This is a genomic window from Streptomyces sp. NPDC002838 (assembly GCF_040295365.1).
Lineage (GTDB): Bacteria > Actinomycetota > Actinomycetes > Streptomycetales > Streptomycetaceae > Streptomyces.
On sequence record NZ_JBEOVF010000115.1, the window covers coordinates 1 to 9,425 of the forward strand.

Annotated in this window: 7 protein-coding genes; 1 reads left to right on the top strand and 6 read right to left on the bottom strand. The window is 70.5% G+C overall.

Annotated elements, in window-relative coordinates; genetic code table 11:
* Positions 1-191: 191 nt before the first annotated feature.
* Both ABT063_RS51335 and ABT063_RS51340 read right to left on the bottom strand, forming a co-directional pair.
* Entirely contained in the window at positions 192-626 is a 435-nt protein-coding gene (locus tag ABT063_RS51335) for an ATP-binding protein (RefSeq protein WP_351069152.1), read from the bottom strand.
* Positions 627-813: 187 nt separating this feature from the next.
* Positions 814-2,715 (bottom strand): AMP-dependent synthetase/ligase, encoded by a 1,902-nt coding sequence (locus tag ABT063_RS51340; protein WP_351069154.1) that lies wholly within the window; start codon positions 2,713-2,715, stop codon positions 814-816.
* A gap of 153 nt (positions 2,716-2,868) precedes the next feature.
* Here ABT063_RS51340 and ABT063_RS51345 point away from each other — a divergent pair, with 153 nt between their 5' ends.
* Positions 2,869-3,102 (top strand): DUF6480 family protein, encoded by a 234-nt coding sequence (locus tag ABT063_RS51345; RefSeq protein WP_351069156.1) that lies wholly within the window; start codon positions 2,869-2,871, stop codon positions 3,100-3,102.
* A gap of 24 nt (positions 3,103-3,126) precedes the next feature.
* Here ABT063_RS51345 and ABT063_RS51350 read toward each other — a convergent pair whose 3' ends face one another.
* The 4 genes from ABT063_RS51350 to treS form a co-directional block, all read right to left on the bottom strand.
* Positions 3,127-4,215 (bottom strand): glutamate--cysteine ligase 2, encoded by a 1,089-nt coding sequence (locus ABT063_RS51350; RefSeq protein ID WP_351069159.1) that lies wholly within the window; start codon positions 4,213-4,215, stop codon positions 3,127-3,129.
* Between the two features lie 110 nt (positions 4,216-4,325).
* Positions 4,326-6,533, bottom strand: a complete 2,208-nt coding sequence (gene glgB, locus ABT063_RS51355) for a 1,4-alpha-glucan branching enzyme (protein WP_351069161.1) — start codon at positions 6,531-6,533, stop codon at positions 4,326-4,328.
* A 3-nt stretch (positions 6,534-6,536) separates the two neighbouring features.
* Complete coding sequence (locus tag ABT063_RS51360; protein ID WP_351069163.1) at positions 6,537-7,898, bottom strand: maltokinase N-terminal cap-like domain-containing protein; 1,362 nt, start codon at positions 7,896-7,898, stop codon at positions 6,537-6,539.
* 28 nt (positions 7,899-7,926) lie between these two features.
* Positions 7,927-9,425 (bottom strand): maltose alpha-D-glucosyltransferase (gene treS, locus ABT063_RS51365; protein WP_351069166.1); only part of this gene is annotated, 1,499 nt, incomplete at its 5' end.

Below are 9,425 nucleotides of genomic sequence, written 5' to 3' on the forward strand. Positions count from 1 at the left end.
CGCTACGAGAAGACCGCGACCATCTACCTGGCCGGACTCCACATCGCAGGCATCTTCCTCTGGTCCGCCCGATGATCCAAACGAAACGCCCTAGACCCTGTCGTCACATTCCCGTCTGCCCCGCGGCGTCAGGGCCCAGCCGAAAGACGCCCCGGACTCACCGGGGCGGCATCACGCGGAAAGAGACGCCCTCACCAGGGCAGAAACACGTGGATGTCCTTGCCATGGTCGTCCGTGACCACGCTGACCTGGTCGCCGAGCGCGTGGATCAGGTGCCAGCCGATGCCTCCGCCGCCGTGCCGCGGATCGAAGGGACGCGGTGCGGGCGGCGTGGTGCTGGTGTCGTGCAGCGTCACGTGCACTCCGTCGAAGGTCCGGCGCATCCGCAGGGCGAAGGGGCCGGGCGCGTACTGGACAGCGTTGGCGGCCAGCTCCGTGACGACCAACAGGATGTCGTCCCAGTACTCGGGGGCAGCCGGCGGCGCGGAGCGTGCGAGGTCACGGAGGAACTTCTCCGCGGCGAGACGCGCACCCGTCACGTTCTGCGGCTCGCCCGCAAAACTGGCGCTGCGGCTCGGGATCGCCTCGGAAGCCAGTGTCTCGTCCCCACGCGGCTCGATCGTCATGTCGCCTCTCCGGCCCGGCGTCGGCGGGGCCGCCGTCCTCTCTCGCGCTCGCTGCCGTCTCCTTGCCGTCTCCTTCTCTCCCATGCTCCTTCTTGCTGTCTCCTGCCGTGACTTGCGTCGCCACTGTTGCGTGTTCCCGGGGGCGCGGAGCCTACGCGTTCTTCGCACACCGGGGTCGGTGCCGCCCTCACCGGAAGACGTTGTCGGCGTCGTCCCAGCTCGACAGCTCGTCCGGCACACGCTGCCGCCCGCCGCGCGAGCGCGCCTGGTACATCGCGTCGATCTCGAAGGCGTACGTCTTGACGATGCGGTCCCGGCGCAGCTTCATCGAGGGCGTCAGTAACCCGCTGGCGAGGTCGAACGGCTCCGGCAGCACGCGGAAGACCCGGATCGACTCCGAGCGCGAGACGGCACTGTTGGCCGCCGCCAAGGCCCGCGTGATCTCCTCCCGCAGCGCGTTCTCCTCCCGGGCCTCCCGGCTCGGCGTGTCGCTCTGCAGCGCCAGGCCCGCCCGCCAGTGCGCGAGGAACTCCGGGTCCAAGGTCAGCAGCGCGCCCACGCACGGCCGGTTGTCGCCCACGACCACCGCCTGGTGGATGAGCGGGTGCATCCGCAGCCGGTGCTCCAGGAGGGCCGGAGCGACGCTCTTGCCGCTGCTGGTGATGATGATGTCCTTCTTGCGGCCGGTGATCGTGAGATAGCCCTCGGGATCCAGCCGCCCGATGTCCCCGGTGGCCAGCCAGCCGCCGTGCAGCGCGGTCCGTGTCGCGCTGTCGTCGCCCACGTAGCCCTGGAACACCGACGGCCCGCGCACCAGGATCTCCCCGTCCTCGGCCACCCGGATGTCCGTGCCCGGCAGGGCCCGCCCGACGGTCCCGGACTTCTCCCGGCCCAGCGGCTGCATCGTGACCCCGCCGCAGGTCTCCGTCAGCCCGTATCCGTCGTGGACGTAGATGCCGATGCCCTCGAAGAAGAGGGACAGCTCACGGTTGAGCGGAGAGCCGCCGGACGTCGCGCGGCGCACCCGGCCGCCGAGTGCGCCCCGCAGTCTGCGGTACACCGTCCGCTCGTACAGGGCGTGTTGCAGCCGCAGGTCGAAACCGGGGCCCGGCCCCTCGTCCAGCCGCTGTCGCTCGCAGGCCGCGGCGAAGTCCCGCGCCGTCTCGGCGGCCCGCTCGAACAGCGCGCCGCGGCCCGACTGCTGTGCCGTGCGCAAGAAGTTCTTGCAGATCTTCTCGAACATCGACGGGACGCCGTAGAAGTAGGTCGGCCGCAGGGAGCGCAGCGCCGACGTCAGCGCCTCCTCGCCCAGGTCGGGTTCGTGGCCCATGAGCAGACCGCCGCGCAGGCACAGGCCCTGGATCATCAGGCCGTACACATGCGAGAAGGGCAGGAAGGCGAGGACGGACCCCTGCTCCCCGGGCGGCGCCGCCGTCTGGCCCCAGCCCGCGAGCAGGGTGTCGCAGGGGCTCGCCAGGCCGCGGTGGCTCAGCGCGCAGCCCAGGGGACGGCCCGTCGTGCCGGAGGTGTAGGCGACGACCGCGGTGGAGTCCGGCAGCACGATACGGCGCAGCGAGTCGACCGTGGCGAGCGGGATGAACTCGCCCCGCGCCGCCAACTGCTCCAGCGCCCCCGCGTCCAGCTGCCAGACGTGCCGCAGCCGGGGCAGGCTCGCGCACACGGAGCCGACCGTCATCACCGCCTGCTCGTCCTCGACCACCACGGCCACGCAGCCGGCGTCCCTGAGGATCCACTCGACCTGGTCGCGCGAGGAGGTCGGATAGACCGGAACGACCTCGGCGCCGACCGCCCACAGCGCGTAGCTGAGGACCGTCCACTCGTAGCGCGTGCGTGCCATGATCGCCACGCGATGACCCGGTGAGATACCGGACGCGATCAGCCCCTTGGCCAGGTCCACCACCTGATCCCGCAGTTCCACGGCCGTGACCTCCTCCCACGTGGTCGAGGAGGTGTCGGGCCGGCGTGCCAGCAGCGGCAGTGTGGGATTGAGGTCCGCCGTCTCGAAGACGCTGTCGGCGAGCCCGCCGGTCAGCGAGACGGCCGGGGGAGCGAGAGCGAGATTGCGCATGCGCTGCTCCTGATGTGTACGGGGTGTGACTCCGCCGACGAGCACGGTTACCTTGCGGTGGTCGAATCTAGTGGAGGTGACGGCGCGCGGTACGGGGAACGGGGAACTGGCACATGCCCGATGATCTCGGCGGGTTCGGGGGACTCGGGCCGCATGAGTCACATCAACCCTGATCCCGAACCCGAGCGCAGCACCGGTCTGGAGCCGGGCGGCGGCGTGCCGCCCGGGGAGACCCCGCCGGCCGAGAGCAGCCTGCCCGAGGCGGGCCCGAGGGAGACGCACAATCCTCCCAAGGGCTGGGCCAAGGCACCGCTGACCATGATCCTCGTCATGGTCGTCCTCATCGCGGCGTTCTTCCTGGTGTACGCCCTCGTCCTCATCGTGTGAGAGGTGTCCGGTACGTACGCCTCCTCACGTCTGTGTGAGGCGCACGCACTCGGTGACCACGTCCCGCAGGCTCCCGGTGCGCCGCATCAGCTCGCGCTGCACCCGGGCACCGTTGCCGTGCCGCAGCAGCTCGGCGCAGCCGGCGCGGGCGCGGTCGAGGTCGCCGCTGTCTGCGAGGGCGTCCCCCACATGGTCCAGCAGCGCCCGCACGACCGTCTCGGCGGGCATGCGCCGCATGGTCACGGGGTGCAGCAGCTCCTCGGTCAGCCCGGACCGGGCGGCGCGCCAGGCCGCCAGCCGGAGCAGGCTCACGCTGTGCTCCATGGGCCCCCGGCCCGCTCGCCACTCGCGTGCGGCGGTCTCGACGAGGCCGCGGGCGAGGGCGGCGAGGAGAACGGCGGTGTCGGCGTGCAGACAGACGTCCGCGACGCGGATCTCGACCGTCGGATACTGCCGGGACAGCCGCGCGTCGAAGTAGATCATCCCCTTGTCGAGGATCACGCCGGTGGCGACCATGTCCGCGACCCGGCGGTGGTAGCGCTCGGCCGATCGGAAGGGCTCGGTCGGACCGGCCGACGGCCACCGCTGCCACACCCGGCTGCGATAACTGCTGTAGCAGGTGTCCTTGCCCTGCCAGAACGGGGAGTTGGCGCTGAGCGCGGACAGCACCGACAGCCAGGGCTGGATACGGTCGACGACGGCGACGGCCTCCTCGTCCGACTCCACGGACACATGGACATGGCACCCCAGCACCATCTGCTCCTGGGTGGCGATCCCGTAGTGCTCCGCCATCCACTGGTAGCGCCGCCCCATGCTGACGGAGGGACTCACCGGCAGCGGCGAGGTGGCCAGCGCGGCGACGGCGCAGCCGCTCTCCCCGGCGTGCCGGGCGGCCTCCTTGCGGCAGCGGACGATCTCCGCACGCAGCTCCTCCATGCCCGACTGCGGATGCGTCGCGAATTCGAGCATCTGGTTGTGCAGTTCCTTCTCGAAGAGGTCGTGGTCGGCTTCGTCCACCGCCGCCCGCGCGAGCACCGCGGCGGACAGCGCCTGCGGTTCGCCGGTGTCCGGGTCGACCAGGAGGAGCTCCTCCTCCACTCCGACGGTGCGCACGTGATGCTGCCTTTCTGTGGCCCCTCTGCGGCGACGACGAGGATTGCTCCGTCGTACGACCCGACTGCCCCTCTCGGGCCGTTCGGACACCTCCGGCCGCCGCACCGGCCTCAGCGGGGCGGCGGCGTCAGCCACACCGTGGCGAGGGGCGGCAGCGTGAGCCGGACGGCTCCGTCCTCCGGCTTGATCGGATCGGGATGGGTGATGTCGCTGCCGCCGTACCGCCCGGCGTCGGTGTTGAGGGTCTCCTGCCAGGCGGGGATGCCGTCGGGAACCCACAGGCGGTAGTCGTGCCGGACGACGGGGGAGAAGTTGGACACGGCCAGCAGGGGAGTGCCGTCGGCGCCGAAGCGCAGGAACGCGAAGACGTTGTCCTCGGCGGCGTCGCCGATCACCCACTGGAAGCCGGAGGGCTCGGTGTCGCGCTGCCAGAGGGCGGGGGTCGCGCGGTAGACGGTGTTGAGGTCGCGCACCAGGTCGCGGACGCCCCGGTGATCGGCTTCGGCGCAGTAGCCGGGGTCGAGCAGCCACCACTCGGGCCCGTGCGCCTCGGACCACTCGCCGCCCTGGGCGAACTCCTGGCCCATGAAAAGGAGCTGCTTGCCGGGGTGGGCCCACATGAAGCCCAGGTACGCGCGGTGGTTGGCGCGTCGCTGCCACCAGTCGCCGGGCATCTTGGACACGAGGGCCTGCTTGCCGTGGACGACCTCGTCGTGCGAGATGGGCAGGACGTAGTTCTCGCTGTAGGCGTACACCATCGAGAAGGTCATCTCGTTGTGGTGGTACTTGCGGTGGACCGGCTCGTGGCTGACGTAGCCGAGCGAGTCGTGCATCCAGCCCATGTTCCACTTCAGCCCGAACCCCAGACCGCCGCTGTCGGTGGGCCGGGTCACGCCGTCCCAGGCCGTGGACTCCTCGGCGATCGTCACCACACCCGGCGCCCGCCGGTACACGGTGGCGTTCATCTCCTGGAGGAAGGCCACCGCGTCCAGGTCCTCGCGCCCCCCGAACACATTGGGCGTCCACTGCCCCGAGTCGCGCGAGTAGTCGAGGTAGAGCATCGAGGCGACCGCGTCCACCCGCAGACCGTCGATGTGGAACTCCTCGCACCAGTACACGGCGTTGGCCACCAGGAAGTTACGCACCTCGACGCGCCCGAAGTCGAACTCGTACGTCCCCCAGTCCGGATGCTCCGCCCGCCGGTCGTCTCCCGGCTCGTACAGCGGATCCCCGTCGAACCGGGCCAGCGCCCAGTCGTCCTTCGGGAAGTGCGCCGGCACCCAGTCCATGATCACGCCGATGCCCGCCCGGTGCAGGGCGTCCACCAGGTACCTGAAGTCGTCGGGGGCGCCCAGTCGTGCGGTCGGCGCGTAATACGACGTGACCTGGTAACCCCAGGAGCCGCCGAAGGGATGCTCGGCGACCGGCATCAGCTCGACATGGGTGAAGCCCAGGTCCTTCACGTACCGCGGCAGGACCTCGGCAAGCTGACGGTATGTCAAACCAGGCCGCCAGGACGGCAGATGGACCTCGTACACGGAGAACGGGGCCTGGCGCACCGGCACGTCCCCGCGCCGGGACATCCACTCCTGGTCGCCCCACTCGTACCGTGAGGAGGTGACGATGGACGCCGTGTTGGGCGGCTCCTCGGTGCGGCGCGCCATCGGGTCTGCCTTGAGGAACCGGCCGCCGTAGCGCGAGGTGATCTCGAACTTGTACCGCGCGCCCTCGCCGATGCCCGGCAGGAACAGCTCCCACACACCGGACGCGCCGAGGGAGCGCATCGGGAACGCCTGGCCGTCCCAGAAGGTGAAGTCCCCGGCGACCCGCACGCCTTGGGCGTTCGGCGCCCACACCGTGAAGCGGGTGCCGGTGACGCCCTGGTGGGTCATGGGCTCCGCGCCCAGCGCCCTCCACAGCTGCTCGTGCCGGCCCTCGCGGATGAGATGGAGGTCGGTGTCGCCGAGGGCGGGCAGGAAGCGGTACGGGTCGTGCACCTCCTGCTCCCCGTCGGCGTACGCCACCTGCAGCGTGTAGGCGGGGATCGCGTCGAGCGGCAGTACGCCGGAGAAGAGGCCGTCCCCCTCCGAGGCGAGCCGGCTGCGCTCGCCGTCGATCACGACGCTCACCGAGCGGGCGAACGGGCGCAGCGCGCGGAAGACGATCCCGTTGGGTACCGGATGGGCGCCGAGCAGCGCGTGCGGGTCGTGATGGGCCCCCGACAGCAGGCGCCCGCGGTCGGTGGGGTCCAGGGCGGGCGCCGCGGTGCAGCGGCCCGGTCCGGACGGCTCGGGCAGTGAAGTGTCGCGCAGGGCCACGGTTCAGTCTCCTCTCACGGCGAGACGTTCGATCGCCGCCATGGGTACGGGGAGCCAGTCCGGGCGGTGCCTGGCCTCGTACAGGACTTCGTACACCGCCCGATCGGTCTCGTACGCACGCAGGAGACCGTGTTTCTTGCGCGGGTCCCATCCGGCGCGGGCGGCGTAGCCCGCGCAGAAGGCCTCCCGGCAGCGGCGCGCCCACTGCGGGCGCCAGGGGCGGCGCTGCCGGGCCGCGTAGTCGAAGGAACGCAGCATGCCGGCGATGTCCCGCACCGGGGACTGGGCGCTGCACCGCTCGGCGAGCGGACGGGACGGCTCGCCCTCGAAGTCGATGACGAACCACTCCCGCCCCGCGCGCAGCACCTGTCCCAGATGCAGGTCGCCGTGGATGCGCTGGGCGGGCGGCCCGGCATCACAGGTGGCGAGCGCGCCGAAGGCGCCCCGCAGACCGGGGACGAACGGCTTGAGCGCCGGCACGCAGTGCGCGGCGGCGTCCAGCCGCTCGGTCATCGCGGCCGCCGTACGGCCGTTCTCGTCGTGGGTGCCGGCGGGGAAGGCCGAGGCCAGCGCGAGGTGCACCTCCGCCATGGCCTGCCCCAGCTCGCGGGCCTGCACGGTGAAGTGGTCACCGGTGCCGAGCGCGCGCAGCGCCAGCGTCCAGCCGTCGGACGCGTCGCGCAGGTACGGCTGCAGCACGCCGAGCGTCGCGTCCTGCGGATGCGTGGTGCTGAACCAGGCCACCGGGGCGGGGACGCGGCGGCAGCCCTGCTCGGCCAGCGCGCGCGGCACCTCGAGGTCGGGGTTGACACCGGGCTGGATGCGCCGGAAGACCTTCAGGATGAACTCGTCGCCGTACACCAGCGAGGAGTTGGACTGCTCGGCGTCCAGCAGCCGCGGTGGCAGCCCGGCCGGCACCGGCACGGCCGGATCGCCCACGAAACGCAGGGGGCCGGCCGAGCCCGGGTGCCGCAGCCGCTCCAGGAGCAGCTGCGCCGACCGGGGGTCGTGCAACGCGTCGTACACCGTCATCCCGGCCAGCGGGCCCTCTTCCGCCCTGCCGATGAGCGCCCGGCCGAGACGTGGCGACAGGTGCTCCCGCACGCCGAGCAGCAGCTGGTAGCAGTCACCGGCCGGGGTGGCCCAGCAGGGGGCCGGCACTCCCGTGTGACCGGTGTGCACCAGCAGGTGCAGACAGCCCGGGTACAGCTCGGTCATCGACAGCAGTCCGAGTTCCGTGACGGGCCGGTCCTTGCCCGCGAACCAGCGCTGCCGGGGCAGCCACTCGCGCAGCAATGCGCCGAGCGAGGCCATGGGATCGGCGACGACTGTGGGTCTGCGGCCCAGAGATGCGGTCTTCGGCATGGTGACGCGTCCTTTCGTCGGCACACGATCAAAGTCGTCGACCGATGCGGGATGCGACTCGGGAGAGCCGGAACCAGTAGAAGCCGTGCCCGCCGAGGGTCAGCAGATACGGCAGTTCACCGATGGCCGGGAAACGGACCCCGCCGAACAGCTCGACCGGATGACGGCCGTCGAACTCACGCAGATCGAGCTCCGTGGGCTGCGCGAACCGGGCGAAGTTGTTCACGCACAGGACGAGGTCGTCCTCGTACTCCCGCAGGAAGGCCAGCACCGCCGGATTGGAGGACTGGAGCTCGGTGAAGGAGCCGAGGCCGAAGGCCGGGTTCTGCTTGCGGATCTCGATCATGCGGCGGGTCCAGTGCAGCAGCGAGGAGGGCGACGCCATGGACGCCTCGACGTTGGTGACCTGGTGGCCGTAGACCGGGTCCATGATCGTGGGGAGGTAGAGCCGCCCGGGGTCGCACGACGAGAAGCCCGCGTTGCGGTCCGGGGTCCACTGCATGGGTGTGCGTACGGCGTCCCGGTCGCCGAGCCAGATGTTGTCGCCCATGCCGATCTCGTCGCCGTAGTAGAGGATCGGCGAGCCGGGGAGGGAGAGCAGCAGAGCGGTGAACAGCTCGATCGTGTCTCGGTCGTTGTCGAGCAGAGGGGCGAGCCGCCGTCGGATGCCGATGTTGGCGCGCATGCGGGGGTCCTTGGCGTATTCCGCCCACATGTAGTCGCGTTCCTCGTCGGTGACCATTTCGAGCGTGAGCTCGTCGTGGTTGCGCAGGAAGATGCCCCACTGGCACTTCGAGGGAATGGCGGGGGTCTTGGCGAGGATTTCCGAGACGGGATACCGGGATTCCCGCCGCACGGCCATGAAGATGCGTGGCATGACCGGGAAATGGAAGGCCATGTGGCATTCGTCGCCGCCACTCGCGTAGTCGCCGAAGTAGTCGACGACGTCCTCCGGCCACTGGTTGGCCTCCGCCAGCAGCACCGTGTCCGGGTACATCGCGTCGATCTCGCGGCGGACCCGCTTCAGGAAATCGTGCGTGGCGGGCAGGTTCTCGCAGTTGGTTCCCTCCTCCGCGTACAGATAGGGCACGGCGTCGAGCCGGAAGCCGTCGATGCCCAGGTCCAGCCAGAAGCGGAGGGCGGCCAGGATCTCCTCCTGCACCGCAGGGTTCTCGTAATTGAGGTCCGGTTGGTGGGAGAAGAAGCGGTGGAAGTAGTACTGGCCCCGGACCGGGTCGAAGGTCCAGTTGGAGGCCTCGGTGTCGACGAAGATGATCCGCGCGTCCTGATACTGCTTGTCGTCGTCGGCCCACATGTAGTAGTCGCTGTACGGCCCGTCGGGGTTCTTGCGGGATTCCTGGAACCACGGGTGCTGGTCGCTGGTGTGGTTCATGACGAAGTCGATGATCAAGCGCATGCCGCGCTGGTGGGCGGCGTCCACGAATTCCACGAAGTCGGCGAGGTCACCGAATTCGGGCAGTACGGCGGTGTAGTCGGAGACGTCGTAACCGCCGTCCCTCAGGGGTG

Excerpts from the sequence above, each read along its gene's own strand:
- ABT063_RS51335 (WP_351069152.1), bottom strand. The coding sequence starts at position 626 with ATGACGATCGAGCCGCGTGGGGACGAGACACTGGCTTCCGAGGCGATC.
- ABT063_RS51340 (WP_351069154.1), bottom strand. The coding sequence starts at position 2,715 with ATGCGCAATCTCGCTCTCGCTCCCCCGGCCGTCTCGCTGACCGGCGGG.
- ABT063_RS51345 (WP_351069156.1), top strand. The coding sequence starts at position 2,869 with ATGAGTCACATCAACCCTGATCCCGAACCCGAGCGCAGCACCGGTCTG.
- ABT063_RS51360 (WP_351069163.1), bottom strand. The coding sequence starts at position 7,898 with ATGCCGAAGACCGCATCTCTGGGCCGCAGACCCACAGTCGTCGCCGAT.